Consider the following 16,311-nt stretch of genomic DNA (forward strand, 5'->3'; position numbering starts at 1 on the left):
CCTTATAAATTGACTTGGCGGGGCGGCTGGGCAATTGCCTTGAGCGCCTCTTTCTTGACACGTTTCACCAGCTCATTGCCAAACTCGATATACGCTTTTGCACCACGCGAATTCTTGTCGTAGACCGTTCCTGGCAAGCCGTGGCTGGGAGCTTCGGCAAGACGCACGTTGCGGGGGATGACGGCCTTGAAGACGCGGTCGCCGAAATGGGTTTCGATTTGCGCAGATACTTGCTGCTGCAACGTTACGCGCGCGTCGAACATGACACGCAACAGGCCTATGAGCTGAAGATCCGGGTTGATGTTGTTGTGCACGCGCTTGATCGTGTTGACCAGGTCGGACAAGCCCTCCAGGGCGAAATATTCACACTGCATGGGAATGATCACGCCATGCGCGGAAGCCAGCCCGTTCAAGGTAAGCAACGACAAGGTGGGCGGGCAGTCGATGAGAATGAAGTCGTATTGGTCCAGAACCAAAGCAATGGCTTGCTTTAGCTGCTGTTCGCGCTGGTCCATCTGGATAAGGTCGATCTCGGCGCCCGAGAGTTCGCGGTTGGACGGCAGCACATCATAGCCGCCCGCTTCGGAACGAACCCGGGTTTGTTCGATGCTGGCCTCGCCAAGTAGCACTTGGTACAGATTGGACTGAACCTTGTTTTTATCGACGCCGCTGCCCATGGTGGCATTGCCCTGGGGATCGAGGTCGATAAGCAATATTTTTTTTCCCAGCGCGGCCAAGGCCGCCGCCAAGTTTATTGCCGTGGTGGTCTTGCCGACCCCTCCCTTCTGGTTTGCAATGCAAAAGACCTTAGCGATTTCGCCGGCACTATTCTGACTCATGGGTTTCCTTGACGACTCATCCAGACTAAACAACGTTGGGCATCCAGTTCCGGCACAGCCAACGATTCAATGCGCTCCACGCGCCAATCGGTTTCCTGCTTGAGGGCCTCGATTTCGGCGACGGGTTCGCGCCCTTTCATTGCCAGCAAGCGACCGCCTTGCGCCGCGTGAGGCCCTGCCAAAACTGCAAAGTCGCGCAACGAGGCAAACGCCCGCGAAACCACGATATCGGCGTTGAATGCCGGCAGACTTTCAATGCGGGCATGCACAGCATGCAAATTTGGCAGCCGCAATACGCCGGACATCTGGCACACGAATGCCATTTTCTTTTCGACCGCATCGACGCAATGCACTTGCCATGACGGAGCCATGGCGGCAAGCACGACGCCCGGAAGCCCACCGCCCGAACCCACATCCACAATCGTGGGCGTGAGCGAAACATTAGCATTGCCCAAGGCCCGCCGCAATGGCTCAAATATGGCCAGGCTGTCGAAAATATGCTGGACCAGCATTTGACTGGCGTCGCGCACTGCTGTCAGGTTGTAGGTGCGATTCCACCGCTGCATTTGCTCTATGTAGGCCAGCATGGCCTGCAATTGGCTGGGGGTAGCCTGCACCCCCAACTTCAGCGCTGCGTCGCTTAGACGGGCCGCAAAATCGTTCTGTGCCATTACGCTGCTTTCTTGCCGTATTGCAATCGTTTGATGTGTATAAGCAGCAAAGATATGGCCGCCGGGGTGACTCCCGATACCCGGCCCGCCTGGCCCACGGTTGTTGGCCGCGCAGCCTTCAAGCGCTGACGCACCTCGATGGAAAGGCTGGTAATGGAGTCATAGTCGATCTCAGCTGGAATCGGCTGCTCGTTCTGCGCGGCCTGCTTTTGCACTTCGTCCTGCTGGCGCGCTACGTAGCCCGCATACTTGACCTGGATTTCGACTTGCTCTGCGGCTGTCTCGTCGGCCAGGCCCGGACCGCCCAGTTGCTGGTCGTTCGTGTCCTTCAGTTGCACCAAGGCATCGTAGGAAACCTCCGGGCGTCTCAGCAAATCATAAAGTGAGTACTCACGTTCAATATGCTTTCCCAGCAGAGCTATCGATGCTTCTTCGGAAAGTATTCGTGGATTGACCCAAGTGGATTTAAGCCGCTCGACCTCGTTTGCCACGGCATCGCGTTTGCGATTGAACATTGTCCAGCGCACATCGTCGATCACCCCCAGGCCTCGCCCTATTTCCGTCAAGCGAAGGTCGGCATTGTCTTCCCGCAAGCTTAGGCGGTATTCCGCCCTGGAGGTAAACATACGATACGGTTCTGTAACCCCGCGAGTAATGAGGTCATCGACCAAGACCCCCAGGTATGCTTCGTTACGCTTTGGACTCCAGCCTTCCAGGCCTTGAGACTGGCGCGCTGCATTGACACCGGCCAACAAACCTTGTGCCGCGGCTTCTTCGTAGCCGGTGGTGCCATTGATCTGTCCGGCAAAGAACAAGCCTTTGATTGCTCGTGTCTCCAAAGTGGCGGAGATTTCACGTGGATCGAAGTAATCGTATTCAATGGCATAGCCCGGCCGCATAATTACCGCATTTTCCAGCCCGGGAAGGCTTCGCACTAGCGCAAGCTGTATATCGAAAGGCAAGCTCGTGGAAACGCCGTTCGGATAGATTTCGTTGGTCGACAGCCCTTCAGGCTCAAGAAATATCTGATGGCTGGCTTTGTCGGCGAAACGATGAATCTTGTCTTCGATTGACGGACAATATCGGGGACCTATACCTTCGATCTCGCCCTTGTCGCTGTACATCGGCGAACGATCCAATCCAGACCGCACTATGTCATGCGTCTTTTCATTGGTGTGAGTAACCCAGCAAGGCAACTGCCTTGGGTGCATATCAGCAGACCCAAGATAAGAGAACACGGGAATTGGATCGGTGTCTCCTGGTTGAACCTCTGTACGGCTAAAGTCTATGCTGCGTGCGTCGATACGCGGCGGAGTTCCTGTTTTAAGCCTACCTTGTGGCAGCTTCAACTCTTTTAATCTTTGACCGAGCGATATAGCCGGTGGATCCCCCGCCCGACCGCCTGAATAGTGATCAAGCCCCACGTGAATCAATCCATTCAGGAAGGTACCTGCAGTCAACACCACGGTTTTCGACTTGAATTTGATACCTACTTGCGTAACCGCGCCAACAACACGATCACCTTCCAGCATCAGGTCGTCGACTGCCTGCTGAAAAATCATAAGATTAGGCTGGTTTTGCAATATCGTTCTGATCGCCTTGCGATATAAGGATCTATCCGCCTGTGCACGTGTCGCGCGTACCGCTGGGCCTTTCGAACGATTAAGTATCCGAAACTGTATCCCCGCCTGGTCTGTGGCGTAGGCCATGGCACCGCCCAGCGCATCAACCTCTTTAACCAGATGACCCTTGCCGATACCCCCAATAGAAGGGTTGCAAGACATCTGCCCCAAGGTTTCCATATTGTGGGTAAGCAGTAAAGTCTTGGCGCCGGTTCGAGCTGAGGCCAAAGCAGCCTCGGTTCCCGCGTGGCCGCCACCAACGACTATTACGTCGAATTCGTCTGGGTAAATCATTTTTTGCTTGATGAACAGTAAGAAGGTCTTGATTATACTTCTCGTGCCCAAGTGTTTCACGTGAAACACGAGCTTAGTTTGTAATAGATGGCTCAGATTGGCCCACGCTCATCAAAAAACAACAAAGACACATTGTTTCGAAATTTCTGCCTGCCACAAAGTAACGATACCATCCAACACATTGTTCCACGTGAAACAAATCAAACAAGTACGTAATCATTGCCATGCGGACTATTAATCAATATGGCGCGCAGCGGCAACAATAGAATAGGGATTCCCGCTTGCGGGTTTACATAGCCTCTAATGAAATGCCTGCCCAAACCACATCAGTGCCGCCAGACTCCTGCAACAGGCGACCACACCATAACAGGCATGCAACGAGCACCCGCCTGCTAGCAGCCTTAAGCCGCTCACTCCCGCATAGATCGCACAGCTAATATATATAGGCATCAGCAGGCTGCTACCATCGAAATGGCAATGCACCTTGCATACGTAAGAATGACATGAGTGTTTCACGTGAAACACAGGGGCGGCAGGTGTGACTGAACACAAGCGCTAAATGCAAACACTTAGACCAGCCGCGTCGTATCCGTCCATACACCAGGACCTGGCGAAAACATTCCATGAAGACCTAACCGAGTCATATATATGAACAGAAAGGCTTTGACTTCCATCACGTCCCGTCCGCCTACCAGGCTTGCATAATCCACCCCGGGCAAACACTGCAACGAAAACATCATTAAATCCAACAGCCACGCCAGTTAACAAAACACAGTCAGAATTCCGTTTTAATGTTCGGGATAACGTAATGAGCATACCTGTGGGTAAACATGTGAATAACCCGGTGAACTCTTATGTACAAATTGGGGATAACTTGCTGCAATGCAGAAAGCTCAAATCCGTCTCTGCACAAGTATGCTTAACCTGAGTTCCCCATAAGCAGCAAATCCGCCGGCGCCAAGCCCTATGTCTCTGGCAACCGTCTACAACGCGAAGCGAACCCGCTGTGTATAACTTTGTGCATAAGTCGGTGGAAACACGCTATCATTTGGCGTCCGTACGACTGGTCGCACGCCAGGAATCAAACTTGGCAGCTAAACGAAAAACGCCCCAACAAAGTGGGGCGTTACGTAATTTGTGCGACTAGCCACACAAATCAGGCGGCAATTACACGGGGCGAATTGCCGCTGCTTGTGGGCCTTTAGGGCCGTCTTTTACTTCGAACTCAACTTCTTGACCTTCGTTGAGGCTGCGGTAGCCGCGACCTTCAATTTCCGAAAAGTGAGCGAATACATCGGCTCCGCCTTCGTCTGGGGTAATGAAACCAAAACCCTTGTCAGCGTTGAACCATTTAACTTTGCCCTTCTGAGCCATAATGTGTAGCGTCCAAAAAAATAAACAAAAGTGCAATGAACCAAGACGCCTACACAAACCAAAATAAGTTTTGCTAACAGACATCAATTTAAAAATTGAAGCCTTGTAAGACCTTTAATACCAAGACTTGCATACGGCTTGTTTCAAATACAGGTGTGAGCATACCTACAGGCCATCGCATTTTCAAATAGTTATTAACCCCAATGTGGTTTTTTTTCATCAACCGCGGTTAATGACCTGGAAACCGTATAACACTTGGACACACAGGTACTTTTTAATTCAAAACATAAAACTCAAGCGATTATTACAATGAATTTTCAATCCAAGCTACCCAACGTCGGGACCACAATTTTTACCACCATGAGCCAATTGGCTTTGCAACACCAAGCCATAAATCTGGGCCAAGGGTTTCCAGACTTCAGCCCCGACCCCAAGCTGATAGGCCTGGTACACGAGGCTATGCTGCAGGGCCATAATCAGTACCCGGCCATGCCGGGCGTTCCGGCACTGCGCGAACAAATAAGCCTTAAGGTCAACAAGCTGTATGACCACAGCTACAACCCGGAGACCGAAGTAACCATAACCAGCGGCGCAACCGAAGCCTTGATGTGTTCGATCCTGGCTTTGGTCAGAAGCGGGGATGAAGTCATTGTTATTGAACCGGTATACGACCTGTATATACCGGCAATTGAACTAGCCGGAGGTACTCCTGTTGTCGTTCCTATGCTGGCCCCCGATGCACAGCATGGCAACTACAGAGTCGACTGGCAACGGGTTCGAGATGCCATCAATGCTAAAACCCGGATGCTGGTGTTGAACTTCCCTCATAACCCCACGGGAATCATTCTTACCGAAAATGATCTGGATATTCTGGAGGCCATCGTAGCCGATTCGGGTGTCTTCATTTTGTCCGACGAAGTGTACGAACACATCGTGTTTGGCAATGCATTGCATTGCAGCATGGCCAAGCGCAGCGCTTTGATCGAGCGTTCGATCATTGTTTCTTCGTTCGGCAAGACCTACCACGCCACTGGTTGGAAACTTGGGTATTGTCTGGCAACAGCCACGGTCATGCACGAAATAAGAAAAGTTCATCAATTTACGGTCTTTACTGTGTACTCGCCGATGCAATATGCAATGGCTCAATTCCTGCAAGATCCTGCGCCCTATACCGAGTTGTCACGTTTTTACGAGTCGAAGCGCGATTACTTGGCTAACGGTTTAAAAAATTCCCGGTTCAAACCGTTGCTTAGCCAAGGTACTTTCTTCCTGCTTGCCGATTACAGCGGGATATCGACTGAACCTGAAGCGGTGTTTGTCAGGCAATTGACGGTAGAACATGGTGTAACGGCCATTCCTATGTCGGCCTTTTATCAAAACCCCGATGCCGCCGAGTCCAACCACCAACTTATCCGACTTTGTTTTGCCAAGGAAAATGCAACCTTGGATGCGGCTTTGGATCGATTGAAAGAGCTTTGAGCAAGTGAGAAGTAATTGGATGGAACGAAGTATAGGCCAGGATTTGTTTTTTTTTGTTGGCTGTCTGGCGCTGGAAAAAGAAGGAGTGTTTAAAGTTCTTATCTTTTCTTTATATATACTTGGTAATAATTATGGGTGTCTGGGGATAAGTGGAACAACGTAAAAATCATCTTTGGTCTCATGGAGTTAGAGCTGATTTTTTGCCAGCATAAGTCGGCTTTTTACAAAGGATGGATTCTGAACAACTTTTGAAGGCCTGAAAAACAAGACAGTTGTTCGCGTTATGTCCACAGCCTGTCCACAATCCCTTTGCCAGAGCTTATCCACAACGTAATAAATTGTAAATTCTTTGTTTCGACGGTCGTTTCGCGGTCTTTTAAACTGGAAATGCGCCGACGCCGGTGATTTCGGATGTGGTACGACGAAGGGGATTCGTTTTCCATACCGCAACGAGATCTTTGGCTCAAGATTGAAAACCAGGAATGCTGGGCCGTGTTGCGCACCCGTCATTAGTCATGCGCGGCTATGGGCTTGGCGTAGATGCACAAGGCGGCTGTATGCCGCAAGGCTGGAGCGTCGGTTGCGGCCGCGTTGCAGGCCGTGAAGGGGTCAACAAGTGGGTAGAGAGGGAAGAGGGGGCATGCGGGCCGTCAAGCCCGTTGGGGCCCCTAAAACGGCTTGGTGGTAAGCGTTTCGCCGGTATCGAATACCAGCCGGCTTTCAGGCCATTGCAAGGCGGCCAATTTGTAGCGGGACTCGCTTACGCTGCGGTGTGCCTTGCGGTCGCGCCAGCGTGCTCCTACCGAATAGTCAATACAAAAGACATTATGCAATTTGCCATGCCAGGTGGTGGGAGGGATATTGCGGAATAGCTGGCTATAACGGGGCGCCTGTTCGAAATTTCGGGGTTTGATCAGGCGCCAGTAATGGCCAATAACGACCGGAGTTTTCTCTTCGTAATTGTCCCACCAGTTGACCCGGTCGGAGAATCGCCAACGGTTCCCGGCAAAGAACGCGGTTTCAGCCTGTTGTTCCACACCCGAGGTCAGGACTTTCAGTGGGTTGACCATTTGTTGGGTTGCTTCGTATTCGGCTATGGCGTGCAGAAATGGCGGGGGATTTTTTTCGTCTTCGAGTTGGGCGGCCCAGTGGGTTTTTTCCGCCTGATAACGTTCGTACAGGCCCGAGGCTTCGGCGGCCGATTGCGCGGCATATTCCCAGGCTTTATATTGCTCGGCGATGGTGCCGATAGGCAGCCCTTGAATGGCCTTGACGGCCGGAGTGCTCCAGGCCGCATGAACCACGCGGATATCTTCCCGAACAAGTGCAGCCGGCAAGCTTCCCAGGAAATCGCGGACGGCTTGGCGGCGTTCGGGCGGCGTGCGTTGAAACGGCGCATAATTTTTCAGGTCGGCGGTGTAGCGTTCGTCGAAAAACCAGCCCGAACCGTCCTTGATGTCGTCTATCAGGAGATTGATTTCGTGATTGCCGAGTATTGAATAGGCGTTGCCTGTTTCGATCAGCGCCTGTACCAGTTGTATCACTCCGTCGCTGTCGGGCCCGCGGTCGACAAGGTCGCCGATAAACACCAATTTGCGATGCTGCGGATGGTTTCCGCAAGCGTCGTACCCCAATTGTTGCATCAGGGTTTGCAATGCGGTCAGTTCGCCGTGGATGTCTCCGACTATATCCAGTGGATTGTCGGGCAGGTTCTTAATTAAATGCATTCATTCAAGTTTTAGTGTTTGTTTGAAAATAATCCATTTTTTTCAATAAAGGAAATAACCTGGTCCAGGCCGATGTTCTTTTTAAGATCGCACATGACGAAAGGGCGATCCAAGCGCATGCGCCTGGCGTCCTGTTCCATGATGTCGAGCGATGCTCCGACATAAGGCGCAAGGTCGATTTTATTGATGATGAGCAGGTCCGACTTGGTAATGCCGGGGCCACCCTTGCGCGGGATTTTCTCGCCGGCGGCTACATCAATGACATAAATAGTCAGGTCGGATAATTCGGGGCTGAATGTGGCTGCCAGATTGTCGCCGCCCGATTCAATGAAGACGATATCGGCGTCGGGAAACTTCACCAGCATGCGATCGATGGCTTCCAGGTTGATGGAGGCATCTTCGCGGATAGCCGTATGCGGGCAACCGCCGGTTTCCACACCCATGATGCGCTCGGGCGGCAAGGCCCCCGATATGGTCAGCAGGCGCTGGTCTTCTTTGGTGTAAATGTCGTTGGTAATGGCCACCAGGTCGTATTCAGGCGACATTTTTTTGCACAGCATTTCAAGCAAGGTGGTTTTGCCGGATCCGACCGGGCCGCCGACCCCTACGCGCAACGGAGGCAGAGATTTTGTGCGTGCGGCGCGGGTTTGGCTTGCAAAAGTAGCGGTGTTCATGAAGATGCCTTTAAGAACGAAACAGACGGGAATACTGGGTTTCGTGCCGGGACGACAAAATGGAAAACTGCGGCGCCAGCGTGGCCAGTCTTGGGGGAGTGGCAAGCGCGCGGTCCGTGGCTTGCAGCACGATATCGGGTATTAGCTGCCGAGCCTTGTTCAGAATACGCTGCCCGGCGACCTGCCCCAGCGGTACGGCCTTGATTGCGGCCATTACCTGGTTTTCGAGCCAAGTGAACAAATAGGCCGTCAGGCCGTCCAGTTTGTCCATTTGCAGTACATGCGCGCAAAATGCGTGGGCATAGGGCAAGGTAATCGATGACGCGGATGAAAGCAGTGTTCGTGTGCCTTCGTCGCCCCATTGTAAATCCGAAGCCAATTTGGCCAAAGACCAACCCATTTGTTCGGTTTCCAGCCGTGCTTCGCGGGTTTCGCGCGAGGCAAGAAACCATTGATTCCATGCAAGCGCTTCAGTGTGCTCTTTGCCGGCCCAGGCGTCAAAGAGCAATAGCCATATGGGCGCTTCGCATTGCGCTATGACGATTTGCAATTGGTCTGCGATCCAGCCGAGTGCGCCGGCTTCATCGACAACAATTCTATGTTCGACCGCGGCTTCGAAAGCTTGCGAATAGCTGAAGCCGCCTATAGGCAGGGTAGGCGAAGCAAGTTGCAAAATAGCGGTAAGCCGTTGGTTGTCCATCGACCCGGCTTACTTGTGCGAATGTTTGTGGTCATGACCGTGAGCGTGGCCATGACCGGCGCCATGTGCTTGATCGTGACTATGCGCATGTCCATGGTCGTGCGCCTTGTAGGCGTCTTGAGCCAGGGCGTAGTCTTCGGCAAAGGTTTCGTCGTGCCCGTGCTTGTGGCCGCCGCCGTAAGCGCCGGTTTCGGGTTCGAAAGGCTGTTCGACCGCTACGGCCGAAACGCCGCCCATGCGTTCAAGCATGTCCACCAGCACGGGGTCGTATTCCAGGTGCAGGTAGTCGGGACCGATTTCCAGCAAAATATGGCGATTGCCAAGATGATACGCGGCGCGGGCCAGTTGCTGGGCGGTTTTTGCGGTGACGCGCAAAACAGGTTCGTTGGCGGCCTGCACCACAATGAATTGGCCATCGTCGGCCAGCAGCAGGTCGCCTTCGCGCAAAACGGTTCCGTGCGGTAATGCCAGGCCGACTTCTTCGCCGGTGGTGAGTTGCAGTTTTTGCCGGCTGCGGCGTCTGGCCTCCAGGGAAAGGACTGCGCTTGGCGCATTATTCCAGAGAGCCCTGGCGACTTTTCCGGCAGGCAGGTATTTTTGAACGATGCGCATAATCAAAAAAGAAAATAACGTTGTGCCATGGGCAGGGTCTGGGCTGGTTCGCAGGTAAGCAATTGGCCATCGGCAACGACCTGGTATGTTTGCGGGTCGACGGTAATATGCGGCAGCCAGGTATTGCGTACCATGTCTTTCTTGCCCACTGTTCGGCAGCCGTGTACGGGTTCGAGGGTTTTGACCAGGCCCAGGCTTTGTATGGTGGGATTGTCGTACCCGGCCTGGGACAGAAAGGTAATGGAGGTCTTTAGCCCTTTGCCGTAGGCGCCGTACATCAGGCGCGACATAACCGGCTGAGGCGTGGAAATGGAAGCGCCGAAGTCGCCGCTGGAGGCCAGCGCGATCATTCCTCCTTTTAGCACCATATACGTTTTTACGCCGAAGAATGCCGGGCGCCATATGACGATGTCGGCCAGCTTGCCGACTTCGATGGAACCCACTTTATGGGCGATGCCATGAGCCACGGCCGGGTTGATGGTGTATTTGGCAATGTAGCGCTTGATGCGCTCGTTATCGGCACGGGCGCTGTCGCCTTCAAGTGCGCCGCGTTGGGCTTTCATTTTGTCGGCGGTTTGCCAGGTTCGCAATACGACTTCGCCCACGCGGCCCATGGCTTGCGAGTCGGAGCTCATGATGGAGAACGCGCCCAGATCGTGCAGGATGTCTTCGGCGGCAATGGTCTCGCGCCGGATGCGGCTTTCGGCAAAGGCCAGGTCTTCGGCCAAAGAGGGGTCAAGATGATGGCAAACCATCAGCATATCGAGATGCTCGTCGATGGTGTTGCGGGTGAAAGGCATGGTTGGATTGGTGGAGGCCGGCAAGACATTGGGCATCCCGGCGGCCCGGATGATGTCGGGCGCATGCCCGCCGCCCGCGCCTTCGGTGTGGAAGCTGTGGATGGTGCGGCCCTTGAAGGCCTTGAAAGTGTCTTCAACGAAACCGCTTTCGTTCAGCGTGTCGCTATGAATGGCAACCTGAATGTCCATTTTGTCGGCAACGGTCAGGCAGGTGTCGATGGCGGCGGGTGTGGTGCCCCAGTCTTCATGTAATTTAAGGCCGATCACGCCGGCGTTGACCTGTTCGATCAGCGGCCCCTGGGTGCTGACATTGCCTTTGCCCAACAAACCGATATTGATGGGGAAGGCGTCGAGCGCCGACAGCATGGAATGGATGTGCCAGGGGCCGGGCGTGCAGGTGGTGGCCAGTGTTCCCGTGGCTGGCCCGGTGCCGCCGCCGATGAAGGTGGTCGTTCCGGTGGCAAGGGCTTCTTTGGTTTGTTCGGGACTGATGAAATGCACGTGGGTGTCGATGGCGCCGGCCGTGATGATCATGCCTTCGCCGGCAATGACCTCGGTTGCGGGCCCGATGACAATGGTAATGCCGGGTTGCACGTCGGGATTGCCGGCCTTGCCTATGCCGCTGATATGGCCGTTCTTGATACCGATATCGGCTTTGACGATGCCGGTTACGGCATCGATGATAAGCGCATTGGTAATGACTGTATCGACGCAATCGGCGCTCATGCGCTGGCTTTGGCCCATGCCGTCGCGTATGACTTTGCCGCCGCCGAACTTGACCTCTTCGCCAAATATCGTGAAGTCCTTTTCGACTTCAGCAAGCAATTGGGTGTCGGCCAGGCGGATGCGGTCGCCGGCCCCGTTGGCCGTGGTGGGGCCGAACATTTCCGCATAGGCGCGGCGAGACATCGTAGTCATTAAAGTGCCCCCATGATTTTGCCGTTGAAGCCGTAGACTTTGCGGTCGCCCGAAAACTGGATCAGTTCGACGGTTCGCCGTTGTCCGGGTTCGAAGCGCACGGCCATGCCGGCGGCAATATTAAGCCGCGAGCCGCGGGCAAGCTCTCGGTCGAACTGCAATGCGTCGTTGACTTCGGCAAAGTGATAGTGCGAACCCACTTGTACGGGTCTGTCGCCGGTATTGACGACGCTGATGGTGGTGCTGGGCCTGTCGCTGTTGAGTTCGATTTCGCCGGGTTCGGCAATAATTTCGCCAGGTATCATTTTTTCTGTCCAAAGGGAAGGCGCGTGAATATTGGGAATTACAGGTGGGTTCAGGCGACGGCAAGCAGGGCTACGCCGTAGGCGGCTATGCCTGTGCCCGCTATGCGTGTAAGCCAGGCGGAGCGTTGCTTCAGGCTAAAGCCGGTGAACAGGCCGACCAGGTGCAATGCCAGGGTTGCAAGCATGAATCCGGCAATGAAATAGGCTGGGCTGCCAGCTTGCGGCAGTTCTGCACCGTGAGCCATGCCGTGGAATAAAGCAAAAAATCCGACCAGGGCTGCGCCCGCCCAGGCGGGCAACGTGGTGCGGCTGGCAACCAGCAGTCCCAACACCAGCAGGGAAGCCACGATGACGGGTTCTACGGCGGGCAGGTGCAGCCCTGCCATGCCGGCCAGCGCGCCCACCAGCAGCAGGCAAAGGAAACATGCCGGAGTCCACAGCGCCTGTCGCATGGTTTGGTGGCTTAATGCGCTCCAGAGGCCGACCGCCAGCATGGCAAGCAAATGGTCGACGCCGGTCAGGGGGTGCACCAGGCCCGAAATGAACATATTGGCGGAAACCTCGTGGCCTGGATGAGCCAGGGCGGCGCCGGAAACCAGGGCCGGAATGCAGGCGCGGGCGAGGAACGAGCTGGCTTTATGGATCAAAGTTGGGATGGACATGGGAACTCCGGGTAAATGCGTTGCTTTTAATATTCAGACAATGGGCTGGTGCACGGTGATGAGTTTCGTGCCGTCGGGGAAAGTAGCCTCGACCTGGATGTCGGAAATCATTTCCGCAACGCCTTCCATGACGTCGTCGCGGGTCAGTATCTTGGTGCCGTAGTGCATCAGTTCGGCAACGGTCCGGCCGTCCCGCGCGCCTTCCAGCAGCGCGGCAGTGATCAGTGCGATGGATTCCGGATAGTTGAGTTTTACTCCGCGGGCTTTGCGGCGTTCGGCAAGCAGTCCGGCGGTGAAGATCAAAAGTTTCTCTTTTTCGCGAGGTGACAATTCCATAGTCTATTCCTGTGGGGGCAAGGTAGGCCGCAATTTTTGCGTGCAGCCGACGCTTTGAATGTTGGTGTTATTGGTGTCGGCTTGAGCCAATGATAGTTAGGTAGTCCATAGCCGTAAAGGCACTGCCGGCGTGTTCATCAATAGCGGCCGCAACGCCGTCCATTGGGCTACAAGCAAGTTGCGGACGTCCTCCATATGGGTGCCCACGGCCCTGACTAAAATCAGCGCTTGCTCATGCTTTTGCGGCAAACAGGTAATACCGGCGCGCAGGCAGTCAGTCCAGGGCAGGGTGTCCGCCAATTGTTCGATGATGTCCTGGTCGGGGGCGGTACCGAAGCCCCACAAGGTGCCCATGGCGGAAAAGCCGTCCAGGCCGTTGGCGGCATGGCGCAGGCGGTCGCTTGCGCCAAGTTCTCCGGCATCTATCCAGACCAGGCTGCCGTCCAGGTATACCTGCGTATTTAGCCCTATGCGGCCATTGTTCCAGTGGCCGTCGCTGTCGATGCTGCCCAACTGGGCCATTTCCCAGCCGATGGCGCTGGCGCCGGTTTGCAATTGGACATGGGTTGCGCTGTGTGCATCGGTGCCCTCGAAGTAGATGTTTTCCTGGGGCAGCCAGTCTATTCGGGCATCGCGAACAACATGGATGGTGGTGGTTTGGGACGCGTTGCGGCCGTTGGATTTATACCAGCGGGTTGCGCCGGGGGTGGCCAGGACGGCGTGGGCTTGTTGGCCGACATGAACGTCGATGGTGAGGACATCGCCGCCGGCAATGCCGGACGGCGGATGCAGGATGGCAACATGGCAGATGCCGGGGCCTTCTGGGTAGAGGGCCTTCTGGACCAGTAAAGGGCCTTCGTGCCAACGGTCGGCCAATACGGTCTTGTACTGCCCCTGGCTGGCAAATGAAAGGGCCAGACGGGCCTGCCATTCGTTCGCCATACCGTTCATATTCTATCTGCCAAAGTCCATAACTAGCAGATTTTAAACTGGAAATCAGTTCTGGGCTGGAGGAAGGAAGACCTTCTGCAAGAGCCGCAGCAGCTCTAGGCGTTCGTGTTCGGCCAGTGGTTGCCGGCTGCCGGACCCTGGTCCATTTTCCGTTTTTTCCAGCGCGATTTCCGCCTTGGCGCACGCTGCGGCTCCGGTGGAGGTAAGCGCCAGGCTTTGCGAGCGCCGGTCCAGGGGGTTGCGCTGGCGCAGAAGCAGCCCGCCGGTTTCCATACGGTCCAGCAGGGTTGCCAGATTGGGGGGGGAGATATTCAGGGTTGTGCCCAGACGTTTCTGATTGATGTCGGGGTTGGCCTTGATCAGCGAAAGTACGGTGAACTCCACCGGCCGCAAGGAATACTTGGCCAACTGCTTTTTGGTGACGGGCACCAGGGACAAATAAGCTTGCAAGCAGTTGTAGCCCAGCAGACCAAGCAGTACTTGCTGGTTTACCGGGTCTTGCGGCCGGGTTCGGGCGGGCTGTTTAGCTGGCGCGGCTGGCATGGGCTATGGCGTTGCTGAGGTAGGCTGGGCGTTTGCCGGAAGCTGCTTCGTGCAGGCAGCCTTCGATAACCGATAGAAGTTGCTGCGTTTCGGGCAATACGAACGAATAGTAGTAGTCGGCCGTACTAAGTTTTTCCTGGTGAAAGGCGGGGTCGCTGTTGTGGTTCCGGTGCGCGGTGTCGGCCGCGCGCAGCCATAGCCAGGCAAGGGCGCAATGCCCGACCAGCCGCAGCATTTCAGAGGCGATGGTATAGGGCAGTTCCGGGTGGCTGGCCGAGGCTTTGGCGATGTCGCCGGCGCAATGGCGGATGCGTTGGGCCAGGCTTAGCAGTGTGCCGGCGTAATGCGCGAAGGGGCCGCTATGGTGCTGTTGCGCGGCGGTTTCGACGCCTTCAAGAAAGTGCTCCAAACGCTGGCCGCCGTCGCCAATGATTTTGCGCATAAGCAAGTCGACGGCCTGGATTTCGTTGGTGCCTTCATACACCATGGTGATGCGCGCATCGCGCAGGTACTGCTCGATGCCGGTTTCAGAGATGTAGCCGTGGCCGCCATAAACCTGCAATGCCTGGCTGGCGCCCTGGAAGCCTTGCTCGGTAAGCATGGATTTGATGATGGGCGTCATCAGCGCAAGCTGTTCGTCGGCGGACTTACGCACGGCGGCGTCGGGGTGGTGCTCGGCGTTGTCCAGAAGCAGTGCGTTCCAGTAGGTAAGCATGCGGCCGCCTTCCAGGTAGGCGCGCTGCGTCATCAACAGCCGTTGTACTGCCGGGTGCATGATGATGGGATCGGCTGCTTCGCCCTTGCGTTCGGCCGGCCGGTTGACCGCGCGCATTTGCAGTCGCTCCTGCGCATAGGCCAGCGAGTTCTGGTACGAAGTTTCGGCAATGGCTACGCCGTTGATGCCGACAGCCAGGCGTGCGGCGTTCATCATCACGAACATGGCGGCCAGGCCATGGTTAGGTTCACCCACCAGCCAGCCGCGCGCCTGGTCGAACTGCATACTGCAGGTCGGGCTGCCGTGTATGCCCATTTTGTGTTCGATGCCCGTGCATTGAACGGCATTGCGTTCGCCCAGAGCTTCGTCCTGAGGAAGGAACTTGGGCACCAGAAATAACGAAATGCCTTTGCTGCCTGCCGGCGCGTCGGGCAGGCGGGCCAATACGAGATGGACGATGTTATCGGTCATGTCCTGCTCGCCGCCCGAGATGAAAATTTTATTGCCTGAAATCAGATAAGAGCCGTCAGGCTGCGGTACGGCCTTGGTGCGCAGCAAACCCAGGTCGCTGCCGGCATTGGCTTCGGTCAGGCACATGGTGGCCAGCCATTCGCCGCTGATTATTTTAGGAAGATAGCGGGTTTTGAGTTCAACAGAGGCATGCCGGTGCAGGCAGGCGTAAGCGCCGTGCAGCAGCCCCGGAAACATGGTCCAGGCATGATTGGTGGCGCTGAGCATTTCGTACAGAACGCTATTCAGGGTATTGGGCAAACCCTGGCCACCGTATTCAGGGTCGCAAGCCAGCGCGGGCCAGCCGGCTTCGCAGAACTGCCGGTAGGCGGCGGCAAATCCGGTGGGAGTCTTGACCTTGCCTTCGGCGTATTGGGCGCCTTCCCGGTCGCCGACGGCGTTCAGCGGGAACAATACTTCGCTGGCAAAGCGCCCGGCCTCTTCGACTACTTGCAGCATAAGGCCGTCGTCTATTTCGGCAAAAGCCGGGATTTGGTTCAAGACTTCAGTCGCGTTCAAAAGGTCGGACAGGACGAACTGAATATCCTTGAGCGGCGGTTGGTAGGTGAACATTAGGCA

The 16,311-nt window shown here is 55.4% G+C and carries 16 protein-coding genes; 1 reads left to right on the forward strand and 15 read right to left on the reverse strand.

What is annotated here, in order from left to right:
• Window positions 1–2: 2 nt before the first annotated feature.
• The 4 genes from DFR37_RS05400 to DFR37_RS05415 all read right to left on the reverse strand — a co-directional run bounded on the left by DFR37_RS05400 (window position 3) and on the right by DFR37_RS05415 (window position 4,800).
• On the reverse strand, window positions 3–839 hold the full coding sequence (locus DFR37_RS05400) for a ParA family protein (protein ID WP_113932200.1): 837 nt from the start codon (window positions 837–839) through the stop codon (window positions 3–5).
• A complete protein-coding gene (gene rsmG / locus DFR37_RS05405) occupies window positions 836–1,510 on the reverse strand; it encodes a 16S rRNA (guanine(527)-N(7))-methyltransferase RsmG (protein WP_113932201.1) in 675 nt (224 codons plus the stop codon). Before rsmG ends, DFR37_RS05400 begins: the two co-directional genes overlap by 4 nt.
• The gene (mnmG, locus tag DFR37_RS05410) at window positions 1,510–3,426 is read right to left on the reverse strand and encodes a tRNA uridine-5-carboxymethylaminomethyl(34) synthesis enzyme MnmG (protein WP_113932202.1); all 1,917 of its coding nucleotides are present in this window, start codon (window positions 3,424–3,426) and stop codon (window positions 1,510–1,512) included. The genes rsmG and mnmG overlap by 1 nt, the downstream gene beginning before the upstream one ends.
• A gap of 1,167 nt (window positions 3,427–4,593) precedes the next feature.
• The gene (locus DFR37_RS05415; RefSeq protein WP_113932203.1) at window positions 4,594–4,800 is read right to left on the reverse strand and encodes a cold-shock protein; all 207 of its coding nucleotides are present in this window, start codon (window positions 4,798–4,800) and stop codon (window positions 4,594–4,596) included.
• Window positions 4,801–5,109: 309 nt separating this feature from the next.
• Between DFR37_RS05415 and DFR37_RS05420 the strand changes: the two genes are divergently transcribed.
• Window positions 5,110–6,279 carry a methionine aminotransferase gene (locus DFR37_RS05420; protein ID WP_113932204.1) on the forward strand — a complete coding sequence of 390 codons (1,170 nt, stop codon included), beginning with the start codon at window positions 5,110–5,112 and terminating at the stop codon, window positions 6,277–6,279.
• Window positions 6,280–6,947: 668 nt separating this feature from the next.
• On the opposite strand, the gene DFR37_RS05425 is transcribed toward DFR37_RS05420, so the two are convergent.
• The 11 genes from DFR37_RS05425 to DFR37_RS05475 form a co-directional block, all read right to left on the reverse strand.
• On the reverse strand, window positions 6,948–8,006 hold the full coding sequence (locus DFR37_RS05425; protein ID WP_113932205.1) for a metallophosphoesterase: 1,059 nt from the start codon (window positions 8,004–8,006) through the stop codon (window positions 6,948–6,950).
• Window positions 8,007–8,017: 11 nt separating this feature from the next.
• Complete coding sequence (gene ureG / locus DFR37_RS05430) at window positions 8,018–8,680, reverse strand: urease accessory protein UreG (protein ID WP_113932206.1); 663 nt, start codon at window positions 8,678–8,680, stop codon at window positions 8,018–8,020.
• A 10-nt stretch (window positions 8,681–8,690) separates the two neighbouring features.
• Window positions 8,691–9,380, reverse strand: coding sequence for an urease accessory protein UreF (locus DFR37_RS05435; RefSeq protein ID WP_113932207.1), 690 nt, complete (start codon window positions 9,378–9,380; stop codon window positions 8,691–8,693).
• 9 nt (window positions 9,381–9,389) lie between these two features.
• Window positions 9,390–9,992: an urease accessory protein UreE gene (gene ureE, locus DFR37_RS05440; RefSeq protein WP_113932208.1), complete on the reverse strand. Its 603-nt coding sequence runs from the start codon at window positions 9,990–9,992 to the stop codon at window positions 9,390–9,392.
• A gap of 2 nt (window positions 9,993–9,994) precedes the next feature.
• Window positions 9,995–11,710, reverse strand: coding sequence for an urease subunit alpha (gene ureC / locus DFR37_RS05445; protein WP_113932209.1), 1,716 nt, complete (start codon window positions 11,708–11,710; stop codon window positions 9,995–9,997).
• Entirely contained in the window at window positions 11,710–12,015 is a 306-nt protein-coding gene (locus DFR37_RS05450; protein ID WP_113932210.1) for an urease subunit beta, read from the reverse strand. Before DFR37_RS05450 ends, ureC begins: the two co-directional genes overlap by 1 nt.
• Before the next feature lie 50 nt (window positions 12,016–12,065).
• Window positions 12,066–12,677, reverse strand: coding sequence for a HupE/UreJ family protein (locus DFR37_RS05455; protein WP_113932211.1), 612 nt, complete (start codon window positions 12,675–12,677; stop codon window positions 12,066–12,068).
• Window positions 12,678–12,710: 33 nt separating this feature from the next.
• Complete coding sequence (gene ureA / locus DFR37_RS05460; protein WP_113932212.1) at window positions 12,711–13,013, reverse strand: urease subunit gamma; 303 nt, start codon at window positions 13,011–13,013, stop codon at window positions 12,711–12,713.
• A 96-nt stretch (window positions 13,014–13,109) separates the two neighbouring features.
• The gene (locus DFR37_RS05465) at window positions 13,110–13,964 is read right to left on the reverse strand and encodes an urease accessory protein UreD (protein WP_113932213.1); all 855 of its coding nucleotides are present in this window, start codon (window positions 13,962–13,964) and stop codon (window positions 13,110–13,112) included.
• A 45-nt stretch (window positions 13,965–14,009) separates the two neighbouring features.
• On the reverse strand, window positions 14,010–14,507 hold the full coding sequence (locus tag DFR37_RS05470) for a MarR family winged helix-turn-helix transcriptional regulator (RefSeq protein WP_113932214.1): 498 nt from the start codon (window positions 14,505–14,507) through the stop codon (window positions 14,010–14,012).
• Window positions 14,488–16,305, reverse strand: a complete 1,818-nt coding sequence (locus tag DFR37_RS05475) for an acyl-CoA dehydrogenase C-terminal domain-containing protein (protein WP_113932215.1) — start codon at window positions 16,303–16,305, stop codon at window positions 14,488–14,490. Before DFR37_RS05475 ends, DFR37_RS05470 begins: the two co-directional genes overlap by 20 nt.
• Window positions 16,306–16,311: the final 6 nt, after the last annotated feature.

The sequence above is a fragment of the Eoetvoesiella caeni genome (genome assembly GCF_003315175.1).
In the GTDB taxonomy this organism is placed as follows: domain Bacteria; phylum Pseudomonadota; class Gammaproteobacteria; order Burkholderiales; family Burkholderiaceae_B; genus Eoetvoesia; species Eoetvoesia caeni.

Bases quoted from the DNA above. Each gene is read 5' to 3' on its own strand.
- DFR37_RS05400 (WP_113932200.1), bottom strand. From the start codon at position 839: ATGAGTCAGAATAGTGCCGGCGAAATCGCTAAGGTCTTTTGCATTGCA.
- rsmG (WP_113932201.1), bottom strand. From the start codon at position 1,510: ATGGCACAGAACGATTTTGCGGCCCGTCTAAGCGACGCAGCGCTGAAG.
- mnmG (WP_113932202.1), bottom strand. From the start codon at position 3,426: ATGATTTACCCAGACGAATTCGACGTAATAGTCGTTGGTGGCGGCCAC.
- DFR37_RS05415 (WP_113932203.1), bottom strand. From the start codon at position 4,800: ATGGCTCAGAAGGGCAAAGTTAAATGGTTCAACGCTGACAAGGGTTTT.
- DFR37_RS05420 (WP_113932204.1), top strand. From the start codon at position 5,110: ATGAATTTTCAATCCAAGCTACCCAACGTCGGGACCACAATTTTTACC.
- DFR37_RS05425 (WP_113932205.1), bottom strand. From the start codon at position 8,006: ATGCATTTAATTAAGAACCTGCCCGACAATCCACTGGATATAGTCGGA.
- ureG (WP_113932206.1), bottom strand. From the start codon at position 8,680: ATGAACACCGCTACTTTTGCAAGCCAAACCCGCGCCGCACGCACAAAA.
- DFR37_RS05435 (WP_113932207.1), bottom strand. From the start codon at position 9,380: ATGGACAACCAACGGCTTACCGCTATTTTGCAACTTGCTTCGCCTACC.
- ureE (WP_113932208.1), bottom strand. From the start codon at position 9,992: ATGCGCATCGTTCAAAAATACCTGCCTGCCGGAAAAGTCGCCAGGGCT.
- ureC (WP_113932209.1), bottom strand. From the start codon at position 11,710: ATGACTACGATGTCTCGCCGCGCCTATGCGGAAATGTTCGGCCCCACC.
- DFR37_RS05450 (WP_113932210.1), bottom strand. From the start codon at position 12,015: ATGATACCTGGCGAAATTATTGCCGAACCCGGCGAAATCGAACTCAAC.
- DFR37_RS05455 (WP_113932211.1), bottom strand. From the start codon at position 12,677: ATGTCCATCCCAACTTTGATCCATAAAGCCAGCTCGTTCCTCGCCCGC.
- ureA (WP_113932212.1), bottom strand. From the start codon at position 13,013: ATGGAATTGTCACCTCGCGAAAAAGAGAAACTTTTGATCTTCACCGCC.
- DFR37_RS05465 (WP_113932213.1), bottom strand. From the start codon at position 13,964: ATGAACGGTATGGCGAACGAATGGCAGGCCCGTCTGGCCCTTTCATTT.
- DFR37_RS05470 (WP_113932214.1), bottom strand. From the start codon at position 14,507: ATGCCAGCCGCGCCAGCTAAACAGCCCGCCCGAACCCGGCCGCAAGAC.
- DFR37_RS05475 (WP_113932215.1), bottom strand. From the start codon at position 16,305: ATGTTCACCTACCAACCGCCGCTCAAGGATATTCAGTTCGTCCTGTCC.